The sequence below is a fragment of the Streptomyces sp. NPDC060035 genome (genome assembly GCF_042736635.1).
Taxonomy (GTDB): Bacteria; Actinomycetota; Actinomycetes; order Streptomycetales; family Streptomycetaceae; genus Streptomyces.
Genome location: NZ_JBHWVO010000012.1, coordinates 219,681 through 245,015 on the forward strand (window position 1 = coordinate 219,681; position 25,335 = coordinate 245,015).

The 25,335-nt window shown below is 69.6% G+C and carries 21 protein-coding genes; 15 read left to right on the forward strand and 6 right to left on the reverse strand.

Annotated elements, in window-relative coordinates:
* Positions 1 to 196: 196 nt before the first annotated feature.
* The 13 genes from uvrC (at position 197) to ACFWBQ_RS21020 (ending at position 16,562) form a co-directional block, all read left to right on the forward strand.
* Positions 197 to 2,416, forward strand: a complete 2,220-nt coding sequence (uvrC, locus tag ACFWBQ_RS20960; RefSeq protein ID WP_385490996.1) for an excinuclease ABC subunit UvrC — start codon at positions 197 to 199, stop codon at positions 2,414 to 2,416.
* A complete protein-coding gene (gene rapZ, locus ACFWBQ_RS20965; protein ID WP_385490999.1) occupies positions 2,413 to 3,372 on the forward strand; it encodes an RNase adapter RapZ in 960 nt (319 codons plus the stop codon). Before uvrC ends, rapZ begins: the two co-directional genes overlap by 4 nt.
* Positions 3,369 to 4,403: a uridine diphosphate-N-acetylglucosamine-binding protein YvcK gene (yvcK, locus tag ACFWBQ_RS20970; RefSeq protein ID WP_329212221.1), complete on the forward strand. Its 1,035-nt coding sequence runs from the start codon at positions 3,369 to 3,371 to the stop codon at positions 4,401 to 4,403. The genes rapZ and yvcK overlap by 4 nt, the downstream gene beginning before the upstream one ends.
* Positions 4,394 to 5,383, forward strand: coding sequence for a DNA-binding protein WhiA (gene whiA, locus ACFWBQ_RS20975; protein ID WP_030919772.1), 990 nt, complete (start codon positions 4,394 to 4,396; stop codon positions 5,381 to 5,383). Before yvcK ends, whiA begins: the two co-directional genes overlap by 10 nt.
* Before the next feature lie 229 nt (positions 5,384 to 5,612).
* Positions 5,613 to 8,549: a M14 family zinc carboxypeptidase gene (locus ACFWBQ_RS20980; RefSeq protein ID WP_385491004.1), complete on the forward strand. Its 2,937-nt coding sequence runs from the start codon at positions 5,613 to 5,615 to the stop codon at positions 8,547 to 8,549.
* Between the two features lie 222 nt (positions 8,550 to 8,771).
* Positions 8,772 to 9,782, forward strand: a complete 1,011-nt coding sequence (gene gap / locus ACFWBQ_RS20985) for a type I glyceraldehyde-3-phosphate dehydrogenase (protein ID WP_385491007.1) — start codon at positions 8,772 to 8,774, stop codon at positions 9,780 to 9,782.
* A 111-nt stretch (positions 9,783 to 9,893) separates the two neighbouring features.
* Positions 9,894 to 11,105: a phosphoglycerate kinase gene (locus ACFWBQ_RS20990; protein WP_385491010.1), complete on the forward strand. Its 1,212-nt coding sequence runs from the start codon at positions 9,894 to 9,896 to the stop codon at positions 11,103 to 11,105.
* A gap of 6 nt (positions 11,106 to 11,111) precedes the next feature.
* Positions 11,112 to 11,900, forward strand: coding sequence for a triose-phosphate isomerase (tpiA, locus tag ACFWBQ_RS20995; protein WP_385491013.1), 789 nt, complete (start codon positions 11,112 to 11,114; stop codon positions 11,898 to 11,900).
* A gap of 115 nt (positions 11,901 to 12,015) precedes the next feature.
* Positions 12,016 to 12,252, forward strand: coding sequence for a preprotein translocase subunit SecG (gene secG, locus ACFWBQ_RS21000; RefSeq protein WP_385491016.1), 237 nt, complete (start codon positions 12,016 to 12,018; stop codon positions 12,250 to 12,252).
* Positions 12,253 to 12,361: 109 nt separating this feature from the next.
* A complete protein-coding gene (locus ACFWBQ_RS21005) occupies positions 12,362 to 12,697 on the forward strand; it encodes an RNA polymerase-binding protein RbpA (RefSeq protein ID WP_078598194.1) in 336 nt (111 codons plus the stop codon).
* A 199-nt stretch (positions 12,698 to 12,896) separates the two neighbouring features.
* Positions 12,897 to 14,549 (forward strand): glucose-6-phosphate isomerase, encoded by a 1,653-nt coding sequence (gene pgi, locus ACFWBQ_RS21010; RefSeq protein WP_385491020.1) that lies wholly within the window; start codon positions 12,897 to 12,899, stop codon positions 14,547 to 14,549.
* A 4-nt stretch (positions 14,550 to 14,553) separates the two neighbouring features.
* Positions 14,554 to 15,057: a PH domain-containing protein gene (locus ACFWBQ_RS21015; protein ID WP_385491023.1), complete on the forward strand. Its 504-nt coding sequence runs from the start codon at positions 14,554 to 14,556 to the stop codon at positions 15,055 to 15,057.
* Positions 15,054 to 16,562 (forward strand): PH domain-containing protein, encoded by a 1,509-nt coding sequence (locus tag ACFWBQ_RS21020; RefSeq protein ID WP_385491026.1) that lies wholly within the window; start codon positions 15,054 to 15,056, stop codon positions 16,560 to 16,562. The genes ACFWBQ_RS21015 and ACFWBQ_RS21020 overlap by 4 nt, the downstream gene beginning before the upstream one ends.
* Before the next feature lie 10 nt (positions 16,563 to 16,572).
* On the opposite strand, the gene ACFWBQ_RS21025 is transcribed toward ACFWBQ_RS21020, so the two are convergent.
* From ACFWBQ_RS21025 to tkt, 6 genes are all read right to left on the reverse strand, one after another.
* A complete protein-coding gene (locus tag ACFWBQ_RS21025; protein WP_385491028.1) occupies positions 16,573 to 16,932 on the reverse strand; it encodes a VOC family protein in 360 nt (119 codons plus the stop codon).
* 69 nt (positions 16,933 to 17,001) lie between these two features.
* Positions 17,002 to 17,784: a 6-phosphogluconolactonase gene (pgl, locus tag ACFWBQ_RS21030; RefSeq protein ID WP_383182105.1), complete on the reverse strand. Its 783-nt coding sequence runs from the start codon at positions 17,782 to 17,784 to the stop codon at positions 17,002 to 17,004.
* The gene (opcA, locus tag ACFWBQ_RS21035) at positions 17,781 to 18,812 is read right to left on the reverse strand and encodes a glucose-6-phosphate dehydrogenase assembly protein OpcA (protein WP_385491031.1); all 1,032 of its coding nucleotides are present in this window, start codon (positions 18,810 to 18,812) and stop codon (positions 17,781 to 17,783) included. Before opcA ends, pgl begins: the two co-directional genes overlap by 4 nt.
* Positions 18,809 to 20,341 carry a glucose-6-phosphate dehydrogenase gene (gene zwf / locus ACFWBQ_RS21040; protein ID WP_385491033.1) on the reverse strand — a complete coding sequence of 511 codons (1,533 nt, stop codon included), beginning with the start codon at positions 20,339 to 20,341 and terminating at the stop codon, positions 18,809 to 18,811. Before zwf ends, opcA begins: the two co-directional genes overlap by 4 nt.
* A gap of 5 nt (positions 20,342 to 20,346) precedes the next feature.
* Positions 20,347 to 21,465: a transaldolase gene (gene tal / locus ACFWBQ_RS21045; RefSeq protein WP_385491036.1), complete on the reverse strand. Its 1,119-nt coding sequence runs from the start codon at positions 21,463 to 21,465 to the stop codon at positions 20,347 to 20,349.
* A gap of 34 nt (positions 21,466 to 21,499) precedes the next feature.
* Entirely contained in the window at positions 21,500 to 23,587 is a 2,088-nt protein-coding gene (gene tkt / locus ACFWBQ_RS21050) for a transketolase (protein WP_385491039.1), read from the reverse strand.
* 285 nt (positions 23,588 to 23,872) lie between these two features.
* On the opposite strand from tkt, the gene ACFWBQ_RS21055 reads away from it, so the two are divergent.
* Both ACFWBQ_RS21055 and ACFWBQ_RS21060 read left to right on the forward strand, forming a co-directional pair.
* On the forward strand, positions 23,873 to 24,826 hold the full coding sequence (locus ACFWBQ_RS21055; RefSeq protein WP_385491042.1) for a heme o synthase: 954 nt from the start codon (positions 23,873 to 23,875) through the stop codon (positions 24,824 to 24,826).
* Positions 24,827 to 24,923: 97 nt separating this feature from the next.
* Positions 24,924 to 25,286 carry a hypothetical protein gene (locus ACFWBQ_RS21060; RefSeq protein WP_385491045.1) on the forward strand — a complete coding sequence of 121 codons (363 nt, stop codon included), beginning with the start codon at positions 24,924 to 24,926 and terminating at the stop codon, positions 25,284 to 25,286.
* The last annotated feature ends 49 nt before the right edge of the window (positions 25,287 to 25,335 follow it).

Sequence of the window (25,335 nt, forward strand, 5' to 3'; positions counted from 1 at the left end):
GCCCCCTCCCGGACCCGGCCGTTTCGACGGGTCCGGGCCGCAGGCCCGGCTCCCGCACGTGGACGGGCCGGTGCCGGACCGGACGGCGGTCGACCTCCGTCACCGGCACCTGAGAGGCGCCGGTCCCGCGCCCCCGGGAGGGCGGTTCCCCTGCGAGGATGCCGCGCTGTCACTGTCCGCAAGTAGGGTATGAGACATGGCAGACCCCTCCAGCTACCGCCCCAAGCCGGGACAGATCCCCGACTCCCCGGGGGTCTACAAATTCCGCGACGAGCACCGCCGGGTGATCTACGTCGGGAAGGCCAAGAACCTGCGCCAGCGCCTGGCGAACTACTTCCAGGACCTTGCCGGTCTCCACCCGCGCACCCGCACGATGGTCACCACGGCCGCCTCCGTCGAATGGACCGTTGTCTCCACGGAGGTCGAGGCGCTTCAGCTGGAGTACTCCTGGATCAAGGAGTTCGACCCCCGGTTCAACGTCAAGTACCGCGACGACAAGAGCTATCCCTACCTCGCGGTCACGCTCAACGAGGAGTTCCCGCGCGTCCAGGTCATGCGCGGCGCCAAGAAGAAGGGCGTGCGCTACTTCGGTCCGTACGGTCACGCCTGGGCGATCCGGGAGACCGTCGACCTCATGCTGCGGGTCTTCCCCGTGCGCACCTGCTCCGCAGGTGTGTTCAAGAACGCCACCAGGACCGGCCGCCCCTGCCTTCTCGGATACATCGGCAAGTGCTCGGCCCCGTGCGTCGGCAGGGTCACCCCCGAGGAACACCGCGAACTGGCCGACGACTTCTGCGACTTCATGGCCGGACGGACGGGTACGTACATCCGCCGCCTGGAGAAGGACATGATGCAGGCGGCCGAGGAGATGGAGTACGAGCGGGCGGCCCGCCTGCGCGACGACGCCGAGGCGCTCAAGCGGGCCATGGAGAAGAGTGCGGTCGTCCTCGCCGATGCCACCGACGCCGACCTGATCGCGGTGGCCGAGGACGAGCTCGAGGCCGCCGTCCAGATCTTCCATGTCCGCGGCGGAAGGGTGCGCGGCCAGCGCGGCTGGGTCACCGACAAGGTCGAGGCCGTCGACACGGCGGGCCTGGTCGAGCACGCCCTCCAGCAGTTGTACGGGGAGGAGGCGGGCGACTCCGTCCCCAAGGAGGTCCTCGTCCCGGCGCTTCCCGAGCACCCGGAAGCCGTCTCCCAGTGGCTCGCCGACCGGCGGGGCTCCCAGGTCAGCCTGCGCATCCCGCAGCGGGGTGACAAGAAGGACCTGATGGTTACGGTCCAGCGCAACGCCCAGCAGGCCCTGGGGCTGCACAAGACCAAGCGTGCCTCCGACCTCACGACCCGCTCCCGGGCCCTGGAGGAGATCGCCGAGGCGCTCGGCCTGGACACGGCGCCGCTGCGGGTCGAATGCTTCGACATCTCGCATCTGCAGGGTGACGACGTGGTCGCGTCCATGGTGGTCTTCGAGGACGGACTCGCACGCAAGAGCGAATACCGCCGCTTCCAGATCAAGGGCTTCGAGGGCCAGGACGATGTCCGGTCGATGCACGAGGTCATCGGCCGCCGCTTCAAGCGCTACCTCCAGGAGAAGGAACGGACGGGGGAGTGGGAGGAGACACCGGCCGCCACGGGACCCGTGCCCGCACCCACGTCGCTCGCGCCCGGAGTGCTCGCGCCTGGACTGCCCACGCCTGGAGTGCCCGTACCCGGACAGCTCGTACCCGGAGTGCCTGCACCTGGACAGCCCGTACCCGGAGTGCCTGTACCCGGAGTGCCTGCACCCGGACAGCCCGTACCCGGAGGGCCCGCACCCGCAGGCCAGGGCGTACCCACCGCCCCGGCCGACGCCCCCGCCGACACCCGTGAGGAGCCCCGGGAGGACGACGGCCGGCCCAAGCGGTTCGCCTACCCGCCGCAGCTCGTCGTCGTCGACGGCGGGCAGCCCCAGGTCGCCGCGGCCAAGCGTGCCCTGGACGAGCTGGGAATCGACGACATCGCCGTCTGCGGTCTCGCCAAGCGCCTGGAGGAGGTCTGGCTGCCCGATGACGACGACCCGGTGGTCCTGCCCCGGTCCAGCGAAGGCCTCTACCTCCTCCAGCGCATCCGCGACGAGGCCCACCGCTTTGCGATCACCTATCAGCGCGCCAAGCGGGCCAAGCGCATCCGCAGCAGCCCTCTGGACGACGTCACGGGTCTCGGCGAAACCCGTAAGCAGGCGCTGATCAAGCATTTCGGCTCCGTGAAGAAGCTGAGGCAGGCGACAATCGACGAGATCTGCGAGGTTCCGGGGATAGGCCGCAGGACGGCGGAATCAGTGGCCGTAGCCCTCGCCACGGCCGCCCCGGCCGCGCCCGCCGTGAACACGGCCACAGGAGAGATCATGGAAGAGGACGACGGGGGCAGCACGTCATGACCGAGCACGCGCACGAACGCCAGAACGACCGAGCAGACGGAGCAGCAGACGTGAGTACGGGAAGCGCCAAGGAGAAGGCCGAGGCCGCCGTGCCGGCCATCCCCGAGCTGGTGATCATCTCGGGTATGTCGGGCGCCGGGCGCAGCACGGCCGCCAAGTGTCTGGAGGACCTCGGCTGGTTCGTCGTCGACAACCTGCCGCCCGCGCTGATCCCCACGATGGTGGAGCTCGGCGCCCGGTCCCAGGGCAACGTCGCCCGTATCGCCGTCGTCGTCGACGTGCGGGGCCGCCGCTTCTTCGACAATCTCCGGGAGTCGCTCGCCGACCTGGAGGCCAAGCACGTCACCCGGCGGATCGTCTTCCTGGAGTCCTCCGACGACGCACTCGTACGCCGGTTCGAGTCGGTCCGCCGCCCGCACCCCCTCCAGGGTGACGGCCGGATCGTCGACGGCATCGCGGCCGAGCGGGATCTGCTGCGCGAGCTGCGCGGTGACGCCGACCTGGTGATCGACACCTCCAGCCTCAACGTGCACGAGCTGCGGGCCAAGATGGACGCCCAGTTCGCCGGCGACGAGGAGCCCGAGCTGCGGGCCACGGTGATGTCGTTCGGCTTCAAGTACGGCCTGCCGGTCGACGCCGACCTGGTCGTGGACTGCCGCTTCCTGCCCAACCCGCACTGGGTCCCCGAGCTGCGTCCCTTCACCGGACTCAACGAGGAGGTCTCCGACTACGTCTTCGACCAGCCCGGTGCCAAGGAGTTCCTCAACCAGTACACGGAGCTGCTCCAGCTGATCGCCGCCGGCTACCGCCGCGAGGGCAAGCGCTATGTGACCATCGCCGTCGGCTGCACGGGCGGCAAGCACCGCTCCGTCGCGATGTCGGAGAAGCTGGCCGCCCGACTGGCCACGGAGGGCGTCGAGACCGTGCTCGTACACCGGGACATGGGGCGCGAGTGACCAGTCGCAATCTGCGCCTGCGCAGGCTGAGCAGAGCCACCTCCGCGCTCTCCGGCCGTAAGCGGGGCGCGCAGCCCAAGGTCGTCGCCCTCGGGGGCGGCATGGGCCTGTCGGCGTCGCTCACGGCACTGCGCCGGATCACCGGTGATCTCACGGCAGTCGTCACCGTCGCCGACGACGGGGGCTCCAGCGGCCGGCTCCGCGAGGAGCTCGGCGTCCTGCCGCCCGGCGACCTGCGCAAGGCACTGGCCGCGCTGTGCGGGGACGACGAATGGGGCCAGACGTGGGCCCAGGTCATCCAGCACCGCTTCGAGTCCAAGGGCGATCTGCACGAGCACGCGGTGGGCAATCTGCTGATCGTCGCCCTCTGGGAGCAGCTGGGCGACCACGTCCAGGCACTCGACCTGGTCGGCAAGCTGCTCGGCGCGCACGGCCGGGTGCTGCCCATGTCCGCCGTACCCCTGGAGCTCCAGGCGCTCGTGCGGGGTCACGATCCGGAGCGTCCCGAGGACATAGTGACCGTGCGGGGGCAGGCCACCGTGGCGCTCACCCCGGGTGAGGTGCAGTCCGTCCACGTGGTGCCGGCCGACCCGCCGGCAGTCCCGGAAGCGGTCGCCGCCGTCCTCGACGCCGACTGGGTGGTCCTCGGCCCGGGGTCCTGGTTCTCCTCCGTGATTCCGCACCTGCTGGTGCCCGAACTGCTCGACGCACTGGTCTCCACGAAGGCCCGCAAGGTCCTCTCGCTGAACCTCGCACCGCAACCCGGTGAAACAGAAGGCTTCTCACCGCAGCGTCATTTGGAGGTTTTGGGACGACACGCCCCTAAACTCGCCTTGGACGTGGTGCTCGCCGACGAGGCTGCCGTGCCCGACCGTGAATCCCTCGCCGACGCAGCCAAGCGGCTCGGAGCCGCGGTCGAGCTGGCCCCGGTGGCCTCGCCCGACGGCGTTCCGATTCATGATCCGGAGCTGTTGGCCGCCGCGTACGACCGTATTTTTCGGATGCATGGAAGGATCGGCCCATGGCGATGACGCCAGCGGTGAAGGACGAAATCTCTCGGCTTCCCGTGACCCGGACCTGTTGCAGAAAAGCAGAGGTCTCGGCGATTCTTCGGTTCGCGGGCGGGCTGCACCTGGTGAGCGGCCGGATTGTGATCGAGGCCGAACTGGACACGGCGATGGCGGCGCGCCGGCTGAAGCGGGACATCCTGGAGATCTTCGGGCACAGCTCGGAACTGATCGTGATGGCTCCCGGCGGCCTGCGACGCGGCTCCCGCTATGTCGTGCGGGTGGTGGCGGGCGGCGATCAGCTGGCCCGCCAGACCGGTCTGGTGGACGGCCGGGGCCGGCCGATCCGCGGTCTGCCCCCGCAGGTGGTCTCGGGGGCCACCTGCGATGCCGAGGCCGCCTGGCGCGGGGCCTTCCTGGCCCACGGTTCGCTCACCGAGCCCGGCCGGTCCTCCTCGCTGGAAGTGACCTGCCCCGGCCCGGAGGCCGCCCTCGCCCTGGTCGGTGCCGCCCGAAGGCTCTCGATCGCGGCCAAGGCCCGCGAGGTTCGCGGGGTGGACCGGGTCGTCGTCCGTGACGGCGACGCGATCGGCGCGCTGCTGACCCGCCTCGGCGCCCATGAGTCGGTACTGGCCTGGGAGGAGCGCCGGATGCGGCGCGAGGTCCGCGCCACCGCCAACCGGCTCGCCAACTTCGACGACGCCAACCTCCGCCGCTCCGCCCGGGCCGCGGTGGCCGCAGGCGCCCGTGTGGGGCGCGCGCTGGAGATCCTGGGCGAGGAGGTCCCGGAGCACCTCGCGGCGGCCGGACGGCTGCGCATGGAGCACAAGCAGGCATCCCTGGAGGAGCTGGGCGCCCTCGCCGATCCGCCGCTGACCAAGGACGCGGTCGCGGGCCGGATCCGGCGTCTGCTGGCCATGGCCGACAAGCGGGCCCAGGACCTCGGTATCCCGGGCACGGAATCCACCCTCAGTGAGGAGCTGGCCGACGGTCTCGTCGGCTGAGCGGCTCCCCGCCTTCCGTCGCCGGCGCACCTCCAAGGGGCGTCGGCGACGACATCTCCCGGGTACGCGGCGACCGTAGGTATGCCCAGTACACGCTCTTCATTCATGCCCGATACACGGTCTTCGTGCCGCATCGAGGCCCTATTGACATGGTCATGGACCATCACGAATCTGTCCTCTGTCCGCCGACCCGGCGGACGGAAGTGGCAGACAACTGCATGGGGGGCTCATGAGACGCAGAGCGCGAGCGATCCTCGCCGCGGCTTCATTGCTGATGGCCGGACTGGTGGTACCCGTTGCGCAGGCCGATCAGGGGAGGGGCGGCGGAGCGGACGACGGGCTGTCCGTCTGGCACGCGGAGGTCACCGCGGCCCAGGTGCCGCTGCTGGCCGAGGCGGGCACGGACGGCCACGAACTGAGCGAGCAGGTGCCGGACCGCGGCTCGGCCACCGTGGAGCTGTACCTCACCGACCGGCAGGCCGGAGAGCTGCGCGGCAAGGGTGTCGAGATCACCGAGCACACCCTTTCCGCCACGGCCTCGAAACGGGTCGCGGCAGCCGGTGGGGGCGTCTTCCGCCCGTACAGCGGCGAGAACGGCCTGAAGAAGGAGATCCTCGCGACCGCGCAGGCCAACCCCGGCCTCTCCAAGGTCGTCAGCATCGGCAGGACCGTCCGGGGCCAGGACATCCTGGCCCTGAAGGTCACCAAGGGCGCCAAGAAGAGCAGGGACGGCTCCAGGCCCGCCACGCTGTACATGTCCAACCAGCACGCCCGGGAGTGGATCACCCCGGAGATGACGCGCCGGCTGATGCACCACTACCTCGACGGGTACGGCAAGGACCCGCGGATCACGAAGATCGTGGACACCACCGAACTCTGGTTCGTGCTGTCCGCCAACCCCGACGGCTACGACTACACGTTCACCGGCGAGCGGGACTGGCGCAAGAACCTCCGCGACAACAACGGCGACGGTGAGATCGCCGGCGGCGACGGCGTGGACCTCAACCGCAACTTCCCCTACAAGTGGGGCTACGACAACGAGGGTTCGTCGCCGGACCCCGGCGACGAGACCTTCCGCGGCACCGCCCCCGCCTCCGAGCCGGAGACCCGGGCGCTGGACGCCTTCCAGAAGCGCATCGGCTTCCAGTACGGGATCAACTACCACTCCGCCGCACAGCTGTTGCTGTACGGGGTGGGCTGGCAGGTCGCCACGGACACCCCCGACGACATCGTCTACCGGGCGCTCGCCGGAACGCCCGGGAACTCCGCCGTCCCGGGATACCACCCGCAGGTCTCCTCCGAGCTGTACGTCACCAACGGTGAGGCCGACGGGCACGCGGCCAACGTCAACAGGATGATGATGTTCACGCCGGAGATGTCGACCTGTGCAACCGCCTCTCGGGTCGATCCCGACGACGCATGGGAGCCGGCCGACTGCGGCTCGGTCTTCCGCTTCCCGGACGACGAAAAGCTGATCCAGCAGGAGTTCGCCAAGAACGTCCCGTTCGCCCTCGCGGTCGCCGAGTCCTCCGCGCACCCCGACCGGCCGGTCTCCCCGGTCGGTATCGACGCACCCGACTTCACCCCGGACGCCTTCACCACCTCCTACGCCCGCGGCGACGACCAGGAAGTGGCGGTCACCGCCCGCAGGTCGGTCCGCGACAAGCGCCTCAACTACCGCATCGACGGCGGCCGCACGCACACCGAGCGGCTGAAGGCATGGAAGGGCGGCGAGACCTACGGCGGAGAGGACAACCTCCACTTCGACCAGTACCGCGCCGAGGTCGAGGACGCCGACGAGGGCGACACCGTCACGGTCTGGTTCACCGGCCGTACGACGGCGGGCAAGCGGACCTCCAGCACCCCCTTCACCTACACCGTCGCCGACCGGCCGCGCGGCGACACCCTGGTGATCGCCGAGGAGGGCGCCACCGCCCGGCACACCGCCGCGTACACCGGGGCGCTCGCGGCCAACGGCCACGGAGCCGCCGTCTGGGACGTCGCCGCCTACGGCGCCCCGCACGCCCTCGGCGTGCTCAGCCACTTCCGCACCGTCCTCTGGTACACCGGCGCCGAGCGCCCGGCCGCCACGACCATGCTCGCGGTCCGCTCCTACGTCAACGAGGGCGGCAAGCTGATCAACGCCGGCGAGCGGGCGGGCGGAACCGTCACCGGCGCAGGGGGCACCGACGACTTCTCGCAGTACTACCTCGGTGCGTACAACCGGGTCGGGCTGAAGTCCCCGCCCTCCTTCGCCGGCTCCGGACGGCTGTCCGGGGCGACCGGCACGCTCGGCGACGCCCCGGACAACGCGCTGGAGGCGGCGGGCGCGTACACCGTCACCTCCGACACGCTGGACCCGAAGAAGTTCCCGCAGTTCCGCAGCGCCGCAGCGGGTGACTACCCGGGGGTCCGCACACCCTTCGAACCGCACGGGGGTGCCTGGTTCGCAGCAGCCACCCACCAGGACAACTCCTACAAGAGGCTCTCCCGCACCGTCGACCTGACGGGCACCGCCGCAGCCGACTCACCCGGCCTGCGGTTCCAGCTCAGTTACGACACGGAGGAGGGGTACGACAATGTCGTCATCGAGGCCCGCACGGTGGGCCAGGACGACTGGACGACCCTGCCCGACGCCAACGGCGGTACCGACACCGGCCTGCCCGCGGACTGCGAGGAGGGCTACTACGCCCAGCTCCACCCCTTCCTCACCCACTACCTGACCGTCGGCGGCGACGCCTGCACCGGCACCGGGACCACCGGCAGCTGGCACCGGTTCACGGGCAGCTCCAACGGCTGGCAGCAGGTCTTGGTGGACCTCGGTGCGTACGCGGGCAAGCAGGTCGAGCTCTCGGTCTCCTACGTCACCGACCCGGGCTCGGGCGGCATCGGGGTCTTCGTGGACGACACCGAGCTCGTCATCGGCGGAACGCCCCGGGACACCGAGGGCTTCGAGACCGCACTCGGGGCCTGGAACACCCCCGGGGCACCGGCCGGCAGCCCGGTGAACACGGCCGACTGGACCCGTTCCGGACCGCTCTTCCATTCGCAGGCCGCCGTCACGACCCGGGACACCGTGCTGCTCGGCTTCGGTCTCGAACACGTGGCCGGTGCCGTCGAACGGAAGCAGCTGATCGGAAAGGCGCTGAGAAGCCTGGGGCGTTGACGCTCCGTAGCCGTCGCGCGGGCGGGGCCGGCTCCCACCCGCATGGTTGCCGCAGGACCGGAGGTCCGTATTCCTACTCGGGAGTACGGGCCTTCGGGTCTGTTCCGCCCCTACTCGATGTCACTACCGGGCCGTCGGAGAGGTAGGGTCGGAGGCGGTCGGGGACATCCCATACAACTCGCCGGCGTCGAAAACCGGCGTACCTAACGAGGAGATCGGTTCGTGACGATCCGCGTAGGCATCAACGGCTTTGGCCGCATCGGTCGTAACTATTTCCGCGCGCTGCTGGAGCAGGGTGCGGACATCGAGATCGTGGCTGTCAACGACCTGGGTGACACTGCGACCACGGCCCACCTGCTGAAGTACGACACCATTCTGGGTCGTCTCAAGGCAGAGGTGAGCCACACCGCCGACACCATCACCGTCGACGGTCGCACCATCAAGGTGCTCTCCGAGCGCAACCCGGCCGACATCCCCTGGGGTCAGCTGGGCGTCGACATCGTCATCGAGTCGACCGGCATCTTCACCAAGAAGGCCGACGCGGAGAAGCACATCGCGGGTGGCGCCAAGAAGGTCCTCATCTCGGCTCCGGCCAAGGACGAGGACATCACCATCGTGATGGGCGTCAACCAGGACAAGTACGACGCGGCCAACCACCACGTCATCTCCAACGCCTCCTGCACCACCAACTGTGTGGCGCCGATGGCCAAGGTTCTCGACGAGAACTTCGGCATCGTCAAGGGCCTGATGACGACGGTCCACGCGTACACGAACGACCAGCGGATCCTGGACTTCCCGCACTCGGACCTGCGTCGCGCCCGTGCCGCCGCCGAGAACATCATTCCGACCACGACCGGTGCCGCCAAGGCGACCGCTCTGGTCCTCCCGCAGCTCAAGGGCAAGCTCGACGGCATCGCGATGCGTGTCCCGGTCCCGACCGGTTCCGCCACCGACCTCGTCGTGACCCTGCAGCGCGAGGTCACCAAGGACGAGGTCAACGCCGCGTTCAAGAAGGCGTCCGACGACGGCGACCTCAAGGGCTTCCTGACGTACACCGAGGACCCGATCGTGTCCTCGGACATCGTCGGCGACCCGTCGTCCTGCACCTTCGACTCCTCCCTGACCATGGTCCAGGAGGGCAGCACGGTGAAGATCCTCGGCTGGTACGACAACGAGTGGGGTTACTCCAACCGCCTCGTCGACCTGACCGTCTTCGTCGGCGAGCAGCTCTGATCCTCGGATCGGCAGGCATCTCGATGTGAGCAAGGGGCTCGGGCGGCGCAATGTGGCGCCGTCCGAGCCCCTTGCGTGCTCATCCGTCCTTCCAAGGAGTACCGCAAAAAGATGAAGACGATCGACGAACTTCTCGCCGAAGGGGTCGCCGGCAAGCGGGTATTCGTCCGCGCCGACCTCAACGTGCCGCTCGACGGCACCACGATCACCGACGACGGCCGCATCCGCGCCGTCCAGCCGACGGTCGCCAGGCTCGCCGAAGCCGGCGCGCGGGTCATCGTCGCCTCGCACCTCGGCCGCCCCAAGGGTGCCCCGGACCCGGCGTTCTCGCTGGCTCCTGCCGCCGCGCGCCTCGGTGACCTGCTCGGTGCCGAGGTCGCCTTCGCGACCGACACGGTCGGTGAGTCCGCCCGCGCCACGGTCGCCGCTCTCACCGACGGCCGGGTCGCCGTCATCGAGAACCTCCGCTTCAACGCCGGTGAGACGTCGAAGGACGACGCCGAGCGCGGCGCCTTCGCCGACCGGCTCGCCGAGCTCGCCGATGTCTACGTCGGCGACGGTTTCGGTGCCGTCCACCGCAAGCACGCCTCGGTCTTCGACCTTCCGGCCCGGCTGCCGCACGCGGCCGGCGGCCTGATCGCCACCGAGGTCGGCGTTCTCAAGAAGCTCACCGAGGACGTCACGCGCCCCTACGCCGTGGTCCTCGGCGGCTCCAAGGTCTCCGACAAGCTCGGCGTCATCGACCACCTGCTGGAGAGGGCCGACCGCATCCTCATCGGCGGCGGAATGGCGTACACCTTCCTCAAGGCCCAGGGCCACGAGGTCGGCAGCTCCTTGCTCCAGGAGGACCAGATCCCGGCGGTGCTCGGATACCTCAAGCGTGCCGAGGAGAAGGGTGTGGAGTTCGTGCTGCCCGTCGACGTCGTCGTCTCGGCGCAGTTCCCGGACCTCAAGGCCAAGGCCCCGACCCACCCCAGCACGGTCGCCGCCGACGCCATCCCGGCCGGTGTGATGGGCCTGGACAACGGCCCGGAGACCAACAAGCTCTACGCCTCGAAGCTCGCCGACGCCGCCACCGTCTTCTGGAACGGCCCGATGGGCGTCTTCGAGCACCCCGACTACGCCGAGGGCACCCGAGCGGTCGCCCAGGCCCTCGTCGACTCCTCGGCCTTCAGCGTCGTCGGCGGCGGGGACTCCGCAGCCGCCGTCCGCATCCTGGGCTTCGACGAGAACGCATTCGGCCACATCTCGACCGGTGGCGGCGCCAGCCTCGAATACCTCGAGGGCAAGACGCTTCCCGGCCTCGCCGCACTGGAGGACTGACCCTCAATGACTGCTACTGCCCAAGGTCGTACCCCGCTCATGGCGGGCAACTGGAAGATGAACCTCAACCACCTCGAGGCCATCGCCCACACCCAGAAGCTCGCCTTCGCGCTGGCCGACAAGGACTACGACGCCGTAGAGGTCGCCGTCCTGCCGCCCTTCACCGACCTGCGCTCCGTGCAGACCCTGGTGGACGGCGACAAGCTCAAGATCAAGTACGGTGCCCAGGACATCTCGGCGCAGGACTCCGGCGCGTACACCGGTGAGATCTCCGGCCCGATGCTCGCCAAGCTGAAGTGCACGTATGTGGCCGTCGGCCACAGCGAGCGCCGCCAGTACCACGCCGAGAACGACGAGATCTGCAACGCCAAGGTGAAGGCCGCCTACAAGCACGGCCTGACGCCGATCCTCTGCGTCGGCGAGGGCCTGGACATCCGCAAGGCCGGTGAGCAGGTCTCCTACACCCTCGCGCAGCTCGACGGCGCCCTGAAGGACGTCCCGGCCGAGCAGGCCGAGTCGATCGTGATCGCGTACGAGCCGGTCTGGGCCATCGGGACCGGCGAGGTCGCCACTCCCGAGGACGCCCAGGAGGTCTGCGGTGCGATCCGCCGCCGGCTGGCCGAGCTGTACTCGCAGGAGCTGGCCGACGCCGTCCGTATCCAGTACGGCGGCTCGGTGAAGTCCGGCAACGTCGCGGCCATCATGGCGCAGCCCGATGTGGACGGTGCGCTCATCGGCGGTGCCGCCCTGGACGCCGACGAGTTCGTCAAGATCGTCCGCTTCCGCGACCAGTGAGTATGCGGTAGCGCCGATCCGTCGTACCCTTGCGGGGGCCGAGAGGGGTATCCCCCTTCAGGCCCCCGCTGTTCGTACATGCAGTCCTAGAGATTCCGGAAAGTAGGAACCAGCCGTGATTTTGGCGTTCGAGATCGCCCTGATCGTCTTCAGCCTGCTGCTGATGCTGCTGGTGCTGATGCACAAGGGAAAGGGCGGCGGCCTCTCCGACATGTTCGGTGGCGGAATGCAGTCGTCCGTGGGCGGCTCCTCGGTCGCCGAGCGTAACCTCGACCGCATCACCGTTGTGATTGGTCTGTCCTGGTTCGCGTGCATTGTCGTCCTTGGTCTGCTCATCAAGCTGGACAGCTGACCCGTCGTTTGCGATTCCCGGTGAGGGTGTAACTCCTTCCACTGGACGCGCGTTGGGCCTTACGTAGACTGGGGCATCTTCGAGCACCATCACGCAGGGAGTTACGACCGTGGCAAGTGGCAACGCGATCCGGGGAAGCCGGGTCGGAGCGGGGCCGATGGGGGAGGCCGAGCGCGGCGAGTCCGCGCCGCGTCTCCGCATCTCCTTCTGGTGCTCGAACGGGCACGAGACGCAGCCGAGCTTCGCCCATGACGCGCAGGTACCGGAGACCTGGGACTGCCCGCGGTGCGGCTTCCCGGCCGGCCAGGACCGGGACAGTCCGCCGGCCCCCCCGCGCACCGAGCCGTACAAGACGCACCTGGCGTACGTGCGCGAGCGGCGCAGCGACGCGGACGGTGAAGCGATCCTCGCCGAAGCCCTCGCGAAACTCCGCGGCGAGATCTAGGGCCTCTCGTTCGGATCAGGCCGGATCCAAACGAAAGACCCTGGAAGTTGTTCACCGGCCGGTCACCCCACGGGTGCCCGGCCGGAATCCGTATGTCGCCCGCTGTACCGCCCGTTGCCCCGTCGCATCCTCCAGATCAATTAGGTTGGAGGGGCAGCGGGGATGTTGCAGGTACGAGAAGAAGTGGGCGATTTCCCGGATGAACGCACAAAGCCGAACCAAGCTCAACCAGACGCCCGAGTGGACGGCTCTCGGTAAGCACCGTGAGGAGCTCGGCGGCACCCATCTGCGTCAGCTGTTCGCGGACGCACCGGACCGCGGGAGCGCGTACACCCTCCGGGTCGGCGACCTCCACATCGACTACTCCAAGCACCTGGTCAACGACGAGACGCTCCGTCTGCTGCGTGAGCTCGCCGCCGCCACGGAGGTCACCGGGCTGCGGGACGCGATGTTCCGCGGCGAGAAGATCAACACCACCGAGGACCGCGCCGTCCTGCACACCGCGCTCCGCGCCCCGCGGGGTGCCGTGATCGAGGTCGACGGCGAGAACGTGGTGCCGGCCGTGCACGCCGTACTCGACAGGATGGCCGCCTTCTCCGACCGGATCAGGGCGGGGGAGTGGACCGGTCACACCGGCAAGCCCATCAAGAACATCGTGAACATCGGCATCGGCGGCTCCGACCTCGGCCCCGCCATGGCGTACGAGGTGCTGCGTTCCTTCACGGACCGCTCGCTCACCGTCCGCTTCGTTTCCAATGTCGACGGCGCGGACCTGCACGAGGCCGTACAGGGCCTCGACCCGGCCGAGACGCTGTTCATCGTCGCGTCCAAGACCTTCACCACGATCGAGACCATCACCAACGCCACCTCCGCCCGCGACTGGCTGCTCACCGAGCTGAAGGCCGGTCAGGACGCCGTCGCCAAGCACTTCGTGGCGCTGTCGACCAACGCGGAGAAGGTCGCGGACTTCGGTATCGACACGGCCAACATGTTCGAGTTCTGGGACTGGGTCGGCGGCCGCTACTCCTACGACTCGGCGATCGGTCTCTCGCTGATGATCGCCATCGGTCCGGACCGGTTCCGCGAGATGCTCGACGGCTTCCACCTCGTCGACGAGCACTTCCGCACCGCGCCCGCCGAGGAGAGCGCCCCGCTCCTGCTGGGCCTGCTGGGTGTCTGGTACGGCGCCTTCTTCGACGCCCAGTCCCACGCCGTGCTGCCCTACAGCCACTATCTGTCCAAGTTCACCGCGTACTTGCAGCAGCTGGACATGGAGTCCAACGGCAAGTCCGTGGACCGGGACGGCAATCCGGTCGACTGGCAGACCGGCCCGGTCGTCTGGGGCACCCCCGGCACCAACGGCCAGCACGCCTACTACCAGCTGATCCACCAGGGCACGAAGGTCATCCCGGCGGACTTCATCGGCTTCGCGGCGCCCGTCGGTGATCTGCTGCCCGGTCTGATCGCCCAGCACGACCTGCTGATGGCCAACTTCTTCGCCCAGACCCAGGCCCTCGCCTTCGGCAAGACGCCCGACGAGGTCCGCGCGGAAGGCGTCGCCGAGGAGCTCGTTGCGCACAAGACGTTCCGCGGCAACCACCCGACGACCACGATTCTCGCCGACCGGCTCACCCCGTCGGTGCTCGGCCAGCTGATCGCGCTGTACGAGCACAAGGTCTTCGTCCAGGGCGCCATCTGGAACATCGACTCCTTCGACCAGTGGGGCGTCGAGCTCGGCAAGGTCCTCGCCAGGAAGATCGAGCCGGTCCTGACCGACGGCACCGGCGCGGAGCAGCTCGACAGCTCCACCGCCGCCCTTGTCTCCGCCTACCGCACGCTGCGAGGTCGCTGAGCCGATGGGTGAGGGGGAGGGGACGATAGTACTCAGGCCGCCGCGGAACGCACCGGCTCCGAGAGCCGTCGGCTGGTGGCGCGCCCAATGGCTGCTGCTGACGGCGGCTCCGGTGGCCGTGCTCGGCCTGCTGGGAGCCTTCATCGCGCCTGCCAGGATCTGGCTGCTGGTACCCGCCGCGGCGCTGGCGGTCATCGGCCTGCTGTGTGCCGTCCTCTTCCCCCTCCGGTGGTTCCGCACCCATCGCTGGGAGGTCACCGACGACGCGGTCTACGTACGGACCGGCGTCTTCCTGCAGGAGTGGCGGATCGCACCGATGTCCCGCATCCAGACCGTGGACACCGTGCGCGGCCCGCTGGAGCAGCTCTTCGGACTGGCCACGGTCACGGTCACCACCGCGTCCGCCAAGGGCGCGGTGGAGATCGAGGGCCTCGGCCACGAGGCTGCGGCCGAGCTCGTCGAACGGCTGACCAGGATCACCCAGGTCACCCCCGGCGACGCCACGTGAGCACCGCCGCGGACGAGGGCCCCGGGTGGCGGCGTATCCACCCGCGTACGGTGCTGGTCACCGCGCTCGTCACGGCAGGAGTCGCGGTGGGCGCCGCCGTACCGGCCGTGGTCACGCTGTCAGGCCGGTTCGGATATGCGAGAGCCATCGGCTGGGCGCTGGCCGGAGCGGTCCTCCTGATCGGCTGTGCCGCCGCCGGTGACTACGTGCGGTGGCGGCGCACCCGCTACCGCGTCGGCACCGCACGCATCGACCTGCACACCGGACTTCTGCTGGTCAAACGGCGCTCACTGGCCCGGGAACGGATCCGCAGCGTCGACCTCACCGCCCATGTGCTCCTGCGGATCCTCGGGCTCGTCACGGTGCGCATAGGCACCGGTGAACACACCGGCGGCGAATCCACCCTGGAGCTCGACCCCGTCACCCGGGCCGAGGGGGAGCGGCTGCGCCACGAACTCCTCGACCGTGCCGACGGGGGAAGCTCCGGGACGCACCGCGAGGGCGAGCTGGCCACGCTCGACCCCCGCTGGATCCGCTACGCACCGGTCTCCTTCGTCGCGCCCGCGCTGGGCGGTGCCGCGGCCGGCGGCGTGATGCAGGTCAGCGACTGGGTCGGGGCGCAGGGAGAGGTGATCGACTGGATCACCGACCGGTTCCGGGACACGCCGCTGGTCTGGGCGATCGTCGTCCTTGTGGGTGCGGCCCTGGCCGCCGGTGTCGTCGGGGCACTCGGCCTCTGGGTCGAGATGTGGTGGAACTACCGCCTGGAGCGCGAACCCGGCGGCACCCTGCGGGTGCGGCGGGGGCTGCTGACCTCCCGCTCCCTCTCCGTCGAGGAACGGCGGCTGCGCGGGGTGGACCTGGTGGAACCGCTCGGCATCCGGCTGTTCGGCGCCGCCCGGGTGGATGCGATCACCACAGGACTGGCCACGGACGAGGAGTCGCAGGGCGCCGACCACAACACCCTGCTCCCGGCCGCGCCCCGCCCGCTGGCCGACACGATCGCGGCCGAGGTCCTGCGCGAGACGAGGGCCCCGACCGGTGCTCCGCTGACCGCCCACCCCCGCGCGGCCCGCGGCAGGCGGCTGCGCCGCGCGCTGGGGGCCGTCCTGGTCCCCGTGCTGACCCTGGCGCTCCTGGGCGCCCTGCTGACGCCCGTACTCCTGTGGATCGCGCTCGCCTGCGCGGTGGTGTTCCTGCCGCTCGCCGTGCTGCTCGCCCTCGACGCATACCGGTCTCTGGGGCACACCGTCAGCGGCGACTACCTCGTGACCCGGTCCGGCACCGTCCGGCGCTCCACGGCGGCCCTGCAGCGGACCGGGGTGATCGGCTGGACGGTGAAACAGTCCTGCTTCCAGCGCCGGGCCGGGCTGCTGAGCGTCACCGCGACGACGGCTGCCGGAGCGGGCGCGTACACCGCGCACGACGCCGACGCTTCCGAGGGCCTCGCCTTCGCGGCCGAGGCCGTTCCCGGCCTGCTGGAGCCGTTCCTGGAGCGCACCTGAGGTGCACGGGTCAGCCGTGCGTCGTATCGATGACGCAGAAGCGGTTGCCCTCGGTGTCCGCGAGCACCACGAAGTCCGGATCCGGCGGATAGAGCTCCCACGCCACCCGTTGCGCACCCAGCCCCATCAGCCGCTCCACCTCGGCGTCCTGCTCCTCGGTGTACAGGTCGAGGTGGACGCGCGGCACCTCCTGCACGGGCGAATCACTGCGCCCCAGGGCCAGCCCCGTGCCGGGTCCCTCGGCCGGGACCAGCACCACCCAGTCGTCCTCGAGCGGCTCACGCTCCACATAGCCCAGCGCCGCCATCCAGAAGTCCGCCGCGCGCCGTACGTCCGACGCGCCCATCACCACAGTCCCGATACGCACCATGGCACCACCCTGGCATGCCCGAGGCCCGGCCCGCTCCTGGGAGCGAACCGGGCCTCGGGCGGCACGTGCCTACGCAGATGCCGGCGGATACAGTGCGCGCGGCAGCCGCGAGGCCGCCGCGGCGTCCAGCAGCCACAGCGTGCGGCTGCGGCCGTACGCGCCCGCCGCCGGGGCCTGGATCTCCCCGGCACCGGACAGCGCGATCTCCGCCGCCTCGGCCTTGTCCTCACCCGCGGCCAGCAGCCATACCTCGCGCGCCGCCCGGATGGCGGGCAGCGTGAGCGAGACACGGGTGGGCGGCGGCTTGGGGGCGCCGTGCACACCGACGACGGTGCGCTCGGTCTCCCGTACCGCCGGCAGCTCCGGGAAGAGCGACGCGACGTGGGTGTCCGGGCCGACGCCCAGCATCAGCACATCGAACGTCGGTACGGGCCCGTGGTCCTCCGGGCCCGCCGCAGCGGCCAGTTCGGCGGCATACCCCGCGGCGGCGGCATCCGCGTCGCCGCCGTAGGGACCGTCGGACGCGGGCATCGCGTGCACCCGGGACGGGTCCAGCGCCACCGCGTCCAGCAGGGCCTCGCGGGCCTGCGTGACGTTGCGTTCCGGGTCGCCCTCGGGCAGGAACCGCTCGTCGCCCCACCACAGGTCGAGGCGCGACCAGTCGATCGCGTCCCGCGCGGGCGACCCGGCGAGCGCGGCCAGCAGGCCGTTGCCGTTGCGCCCGCCGGTGAGGACCACGGAGGCCGATCCGCGTGCGGCCTGGGCGTCCACGATCTTCGTGATCAGCCGGGCCGCCGCGGCCTGGGCCATCAGCTCCTTGTCGCGGTGCACGACGAGCTGCGGAGCACTCACTTCGAGGCCGCCTTCTTGGCCGCGGCCTTCTTCGCGGCCGGGGCGGCGGCACCGGCCGGTGACGACGGCTTGTGCCCCGCACCGACGGACGACGCCTCGGCGGGACCGCCGAGGCGCTCCACGCCGAACTTCACCGTGGACTCGTAGATGTTGTCCGGGTCCAGACGCCGCAGTTCCTCGGCGAGGAGCTCGGCGGTCTCCCGCCGCTTCAGCGCCACCGCACGGTCCGGCTGGCCCACCATGGAGAGCGTGGCCAGTGAGCCGTCGGCCCGGTCCAGAACGATGACGCCGTTCTTGGTCTCCAGCCGGACGGCCGTGAGCCCGGGACCGGCGGACAGGGTGCGCTCCACCGGGACACCGAGCCGGTCCGCGAGCCACATGGCCAGCAGTTCGCAGCTCGGGTTGTCCGACTCGCCCTCGACCGTCGCCGAGACGACCTGGGCGGGCTGCTGGTCGAGCGCCGCCGCCAGCATCGAGCGCCAGGGCGTGATGCGGGTCCAGGCCAGGTCGGTGTCACCCGGCTGGTACGTCGCCGCGCGTACCGCGAGCTCGTCGAGCGGGTGCTCGGCCGAGTACGTGTCGGTGATCCGGCGCTGGGCCAGAGCACCCAGCGGGTCCTTCGCCGGGTCCGCGGGCGCGTCCTCGGGCCACCACACCACGACCGGGGCGTCCGGCAGCAGCAGCGGCAGGACGACCGACTGGGCGTGGTTGGCCAGCTCGCCGTGCAGTCGCAGGACGACGGTCTCGCCCGAGCCCGAGTCGGAACCGACCCGCACTTCGGCGTCGAGCCGTGCGTCGCGCCGGCTGCGCGGAGAACGGCTGACCCGCTTGATCACCGCGATGATCCGCGAGGGGTGCTCGCGCGAGGAGTCGGCCGCCGCCCGGAGCGCGTCGTAGGCGTTCTCCTCGTCGGTGACGACGACGAGGGTGAGCACCATCCCGATGGCCGGGGTGCCGATGGAGCGGCGGGCCGACACCAGAGCCTGGTTGATCTTGCTGGACGTGGTTTCCGTGAGATCGATCTTCATGGCCGGCGCCAGCTCCGTCCGTCGCGTGCGAGCATCTCGTCGGCTTCGGCCGGACCCCAGGTGCCGGCCGCGTACTGGGCGGGCTTGCCGTGCTTGTCCCAGTACCTCTCGATCGGATCGAGGATGTTCCAGGAGAGCTCGACCTCCTGGTGACGCGGGAAGAGGTTGGCGTCGCCGAGCAGGACATCGAGGAGGAGCCGCTCGTACGCCTCGGGACTGGACTCCGTGAAGGACTCGCCGTACGCGAAGTCCATCGTGACGTCCCGTACCTCCATGGAGGTACCGGGCACCTTGGAGCCGAACCGCACCGTGACGCCCTCGTCCGGCTGCACCCGGATGACCAGGGCGTTGCCGCCCAGCTCCTCCGTCGCGCCGGACTCGAAGGGCAGGTACGGGGCGCGCTTGAAGACGACCGCGATCTCGGTGACCCGGCGGCCGAGCCGCTTTCCGGTACGGAGATAGAACGGCACGCCCGCCCAGCGGCGGTTGTTGATCGTCAGCTTGATCGCGGCGAAGGTGTCGGTCTTCGACTTGGGGTCGATGCCGTCCTCCTCCAGATAGCCGGGCACTTCCTCGCCGCCCTGCCACGCGTGCGCGTACTGGCCGCGCACGGTGTGCTTGCCCAGGTCCTCCGGCAGCTCCACCGCCGTGAGCACCTTGAGCTTCTCGGCGACCAGGGCCTTGGGATGGAAGGAGCCGGGCTCCTCCATCGCTGTCAGCGCCAGCAGCTGGAGCAGGTGGTTCTGGATGACGTCACGGGCTGCGCCGATGCCGTCGTAGTAGCCCGCCCGGCCGCCGATGCCGATGTCCTCGGCCATCGTGATCTGGATGTGGTCGACGTACGACCTGTTCCAGATGGGCTCGAACATCGTGTTGGCGAAGCGCAGCGCCAGAATGTTCTGGACCGTCTCCTTGCCGAGGTAGTGGTCGATACGGAAGACCTCGTTCGGCGGGAACACATCGTGCACGAGCTGGTTGAGCTCCTGCGCGCTGGTGAGGTCGTGCCCGAACGGCTTCTCGATGACGGCACGCCGCCAGGAGCCCTCCTTCTGGTCCGCCAGCCCGTGCTTCTTGAGCTGCTGGACGACCTTGGGGAAGAACTTCGGCGGTACGGACAGGTAGAAGGCGAAGTTGCCCCCCGTGCCCTGTGCCTTGTCGAGCTCCTGGATCGTGGACTTCAGGGTCTCGAAGGCGTCGTCGTCGTCGAAGTTGCCCTGGACGAAGCGCATCCCCTGGATGAGCTGCTGCCAGACCTCTTCACGGAACGGCGTACGCGCATGCTGCTTGACGGCGTCGTGGACCTCCTGGGCGAAGTCCTCGTCCTGCCATTCGCGGCGTGCGAAACCGATGAGCGAGAAGCCCGGCGGCAGCAGGCCGCGGTTGGCCAGGTCGTAGACGGCGGGCATCAGCTTTTTACGGGACAAATCGCCCGTGACGCCAAAGATCACCAGGCCCGACGGCCCCGCGATACGCGGGAGCCGTCGGTCCTGGGCGTCACGGAGCGGGTTAGCTCCGGGAACACCAGACAAGGTGGTCAGCCCTCCGAAGGAGCGAGGCGCTTGAGCTCGGCCTCGGTGGAGTTGAGCAGGTCGATCCAGGCAGCCTCGAACTTCTCGACGCCCTCGTCCTCGAGGAGCTGGACGACGTCGTCGTAGCTGACCCCGAGCTTCCCGACGGCGTCGAGCTCGGCACGGGCCTGCTCGTAGGTGCCGGCGATGGTGTTGCCCGTGATCTGTCCGTGGTCCGCCGTGGCGTTGAGGGTGCCCTCGGGCATGGTGTTCACCGTGCCGGGTGCAACCAGATCGTCCACGTACAGCGTGTCCTTGTACGCGGGGTCCTTCACGCCCGTGGAGGCCCACAGCGGACGCTGCTTGTTGGCGCGCGCCTTGTCCAGGGCCGCCCAGCGGTCGGAGGAGAAGACCTCCTCGTACGCCTCGTAGGCGAGGCGGGCGTTGGCGAGGGCCGCCTTGCCCTTCAGTGCCTTCGCCTCGTCGGTGCCCACGGCGTCCAGGCGCTTGTCGATCTCGCTGTCCACACGGGACACGAAGAACGAGGCCACGGAGTGGATCCTGGAGAGGTCCAGGCCCGCGGCCTTCGCCTTCTCCAGGCCCGCCAGGTAGGCGTCCATGACCTCGCGGTAGCGCTCCAGCGAGAAGATCAGCGTCACGTTGACGCTGATGCCCTTGCCGATGACCTCGGTGATCGCCGGCAGGCCGGCCTTCGTCGCCGGGATCTTGATGAGCGTGTTCGGCCGGTCCACCAGCCAGGCCAGCTGCTTGGCCTCGGCGACGGTGGCCGCGGTGTGATGGGCCAGGCGCGGGTCGACCTCGATGGAGACCCGGCCGTCCTGGCCGCCGGTGGCGTCGAAGACCGGGCGCAGGATGTCGGCGGCGTCGCGGACGTCGGCCGTCGTGATCATGCGGATGGCCTCGTCGACCGTGACCTTGCGGGTGGCGAGGTCGGTGAGCTGCTGGTCGTAACCGTGGCCCTCGGAGATCGCCTTCTGGAAGATCGACGGGTTGGTCGTGACACCCACGACGTGGCTCTGGTCGATCAGCTCGGCGAGGTTGCCGGAGGTGATCCGTGTGCGGGACAGGTCATCGAGCCAGATCGCCACGCCCTCGTCGGAGAGGCGCTTGAGTGCGTCTGTCATGAGAATTGCATCTCCTACTAGTCGTATAACCGGGTCAGCGCGTGGTGGCGGCGAGAGATTCCCGGGCGGCGGCGGCCACGTGCCCGGCGGTGAAGCCGAACTCGCGGAAGAGGACCTTGGCGTCGGCCGACGCACCGAAGTGCTCCAGCGAGACGATCCGGCCCGCGTCGCCCACGTACCGGTGCCAGGTCAGGCCGATGCCGGCCTCGACGGCGACACGGGCCTTCACGGACGGCGGCAGCACGCTGTCCTTGTACGCCTGGTCCTGCTCCTCGAACCACTCGACACACGGCATCGACACCACACGGGTCGGCACACCGGCCGCCTGGAGCTCGTCCCGCGCCTCGACGGCCAGCTGGACCTCGGAGCCCGTGCCGATCAGAACGGCCTGCGGCTCACCGCCCTCGGCCTCGAACAGGACGTAGCCGCCCTTGGCAGCGTTCTCGTTCGCCGCGTACGTCGGCACACCCTGGCGGGTCAGCGCCAGGCCGTGCGGGGCGCCCTTGCCGAACACCTTGGTGTAGCGGCGCAGGATCTCGCGCCAGGCGATCGTCGTCTCGTTGGCGTCGGCCGGGCGCACGACGTTGAGGCCCGGGATGGCGCGCAGCGAGGCGATGTGCTCCACCGGCTGGTGGGTCGGACCGTCCTCGCCGAGGCCGACCGAGTCGTGCGTCCATACATACGTCACCGGCAGGTGCATCAGTGCGGACAGGCGCACGGCATTGCGCATGTAGTCGGAGAACACCAGGAAGGTGCCGCCGTAGATACGGGTGTTGCCGTGCAGCGCGATGCCGTTCATGGCCGCGGCCATGGAGTGCTCGCGGATGCCGAAGTGGATCGTCCGGCCGTACGGGTCGGCCTCGGGCAGCGGGTTGCCGGCCGGGAGGAACGACGACGTCTTGTCGATCGTGGTGTTGTTCGAGCCCGCCAGGTCGGCCGAGCCGCCCCACAGCTCGGGGATGACACCGCCGAGCGCCTGCAGGACCTTGCCGGAGGCCGCACGGGTGGCGACACCGTGGCCCACCTCGAAGACCGGAAGCTTGTCCTCCCAGCCCTCGGGCAGCTCGCCCGCGGCGATCCGGTCGAACTCGGCGGCGCGCTCCGGGCTGGCGGTGCGCCACGCGGCGAAGGACTTCTCCCACTCGGCCCTGGCCTCACGGCCGCGGTCCAGCGCCTCACGGGTGTGCGAGATGACCTCGTCGGAGACCTCGAAGGTCTTCTCCGGGTCGAAGCCGAGCACCCGCTTGGTGGCCGCGATCTCCTCGTCGCCGAGCGCCGAGCCGTGCGCGGCCTCGGTGTTCTGCGCGTTCGGGGCGGGCCAGGCGATGATCGAGCGGGCCGCGATGAACGACGGGCGCTCCGTCTCGGCCTTGGCGGCCTGCAGCGCCGTGTAGAGGCCCTCGGGGTCCAGGTCGCCGCTGGGCGACTGGTCGACGCGCTGGACGTGCCAGCCGTAGGACTCGTACCGCTTGAGGGTGTCCTCGGAGACCGCGGTCTCCGTGTCGCCCTCGATCGAGATGTGGTTGTCGTCCCACAGAAGCACCAGGTTGCCGAGCTTCTGGTGGCCGGCCAGCGAGGACGCCTCGGCGGAGATGCCCTCCTGGAGGCAGCCGTCACCGGCGATGACCCAGATGGTGTGGTCGAACGGGGAGGTGCCGGGGGCCGCCTCCGGGTCGAACAGGCCGCGCTCGTAACGGGAGGCCATCGCCATGCCCACGGCGTTGGCGACACCCTGGCCGAGCGGGCCGGTCGTCGTCTCGACACCGGTGGTGTGGCCGTACTCCGGGTGCCCGGGCGTCTTGGAGCCCCAGGTGCGGAAGGCCTTGAGGTCGTCCAGCTCCAGGCCGTAACCGGCCAGGTAGAGCTGGATGTAGAGCGTCAGGCTGGAGTGGCCCGCGGAAAGAACGAACCGGTCACGGCCGGTCCAGTCCGCGTCCGCCGGGTCGTGGCGCATCACCTTCTGGAAGAGGGTGTACGCGGCAGGAGCCAGGCTCATCGCCGTACCCGGGTGGCCGTTTCCGACCTTCTGTACGGCGTCCGCGGCGAGGACGCGGACAGTGTCCACGGCCCGCTGGTCCAATTCGGTCCACTGGAGGTCTGTGGTGGTCGGCTTGGTGCTCACCCTGAGTCAGGGCTCCTCTCCACTGTTTGTAAACCGGTGACTGATACCGCACCGGGCATTGGCGAGCCTACCCCCGGAACTACGCCTCACTTCTGCCCTTTCCACAGTGCGGGCGACCTGCGGAGTTCGCCTCCCGTATGAGCGCCACCGTTCACTTCTGCGCTACCTCAACACGACCCCACCCCCGCGAAGAGCGGCGTATCCGCAACGTCTACAGTGGTCTGGTTCGCGCAAGTCTTTACCGGGCCTTCATGCCTGGAGCTTGCTGGGATTTCTCTGTCAGGGGTGTGCGTGACGGCCGTCGAGTCCCGACCCGCAGGGGTCGCCTTGACTCCGAGCCCAGTGGGCCATCGCCCGTTCGGGGCCCGCATCAAGGCATTCGTGGCGCTTACCAAGCCGCGCATCATCGAGTTGCTGCTGATCACCACCGTTCCGGTGATGTTCCTTGCTGCTCAGGGCGTGCCTGATCTGTGGCTCGTGGTCACCACCACCATCGGCGGATATCTCTCCGCGGGCGGCGCCAATGCGCTCAACATGTATATCGACCGTGACATCGACGCGCTGATGGACCGTACGTCCCAGAGGCCGCTGGTCACCGGCATGGTGAGCCCGCGTGAGTGCCTGATCTTCGGAATCGCCCTCGGAGTGATTTCCACGGTCTGGTTCGGACTGCTCGTCAACTGGCTCTCCGCCGCCCTCTCACTCGGCGCACTTCTGTTCTACGTCGTCGTCTACACGATGCTGCTGAAGCGCCGGACCTCGCAGAACATCGTCTGGGGCGGAATCGCCGGCTGCATGCCCGTACTCATCGGCTGGTCCGCCGTGACCAATTCGATGTCCTGGGCCGCGGTCATTCTTTTCGCCGTCATCTTCTTCTGGACGCCGCCGCACTACTGGCCGCTGTCGATGAAGGTGAAGGAGGACTACGCCCGGGTCGGCGTCCCGATGCTTCCGGTCGTCGCCTCCAACCAGGTGGTGGCCCGCCAGATCGTCCTCTACAGCTGGGTGATGGTCGGCGTCTCGCTGCTGCTGACCCCGCTCGGCTACACCGGCTGGTTCTACACGGCGGTGGCCCTGTTGGCCGGCGGCTTCTGGCTCTGGGAGGCGCACGGCCTGCAGAGCCGGGCGAAGGCCGGGGTGACCGGCGGCAAGCTCAAGGAGATGCGACTGTTCCACTGGTCCATCACCTATGTCTCGCTCCTCTTCGTCGCCATCGCGGTGGACCCCTTCCTGAGGTAACCCCGCAGTGACGCAGCTCCGCCGACGGGCGGGGACGTGGCCGATGCCACGCCCCCGCCCGTCGCCGATCGATCTACCCGTCGGTAGCATCCTTTTCATGGCAGAGACGGCAGAGCCCCAGACCCAGCAGACGGACGACAGCAAGCACGCGGCCCGCGCGGAGCGCAGGGCTGCGAAGCTCGCCAAGCAGATCGGCGCCTTCGCCAAGGCGCACGGCGGGGCCGAGGGGCAGCTCGCCTACACCGGTCAGACGGGTACCCGCATCGTCCTCGTGGGTGAGGACGGCGGCTGGGGCGACCTGGTCGCCCCCTCGTACGCCATCGCCGAGAGCGCCGCGCAGAAGGCCGGGATCACGATGCACGAGACGTTCGACGGAGAATTCGCCGCCAAGGTGCGCACCGGCCCGTACGAGTGGTCGCGGATGGCCGGGATCCAGGTCGGCGGCCCGTCGAACGGCTGACCCCGCACACGGCGAACGGCCTCCGCCGTCGTACCCGCTCGGGTACGAC